Origin of the sequence: Methylomonas rivi, from assembly GCF_024505165.1 — a bacterium.
GTDB lineage: Bacteria > Pseudomonadota > Gammaproteobacteria > Methylococcales > Methylomonadaceae > Methylomonas > Methylomonas rivi.
Window position 1 is genome coordinate 1 of sequence record NZ_JANIBK010000372.1, and the last position, 572, is coordinate 572.

1 protein-coding gene is annotated in these 572 nt (G+C 64.5%); it reads right to left on the reverse strand.

Translation table 11 applies throughout. The features are described 5' to 3' along the window. On the reverse strand, positions 1–572 hold a 572-nt coding region (locus NP596_RS21800; RefSeq protein ID WP_256617466.1), incomplete at both ends, for a VPLPA-CTERM sorting domain-containing protein.

Genomic DNA, 572 nt, shown 5'->3' on the forward strand with positions numbered 1-572 from the left:
GGTCAAACCGAGCAAGCCGGCACCCAGCAGCCAGGCGGCGGTCGGCAGCGGCACCGGCGCCGGGCCGATGTCCACCGCAACTTGGGCCAGGCTCATACTGTGTTCGGCGCTGCCGAAGCTGAACAGATATTGGGCGGCGGTCTGTTCCAGATCCCAATAGACCAGATGCTGCACCAGTTCGACCGCGCCGAACGAACTGGCGTAGGCGGCGTCGTAGAAGGTCTGCGCGGAGTAGGTCGGGGCCAGCCCGTTCAACAGAATGGCGCTGTAATCCATCTGCACGCCCCAGGTTTCGAATTGCAAAACCGCCCGTACCGGTTCTGAGCCGGCGGTGGCGGTCAGTGAAGCGGTAAAGGTTTCCGGCACGCTGAAACTGTACAGATTGCCGGAACCGGCGGCGAAGGTGCCGGCATTCCAGCTCAGATTGACGTTACCGGCGCCGGATTGACCGATGTCCGGGGCGGCGGTGCGGGTGCCTGCATAGGAATTGTCCACGAAGGTATCCCATTCCGCATAGATTGTGCCGGCGTCGCCCCGGCTCCAGCCGCCCCAGGCCGCTTCGGCCGGGGTGT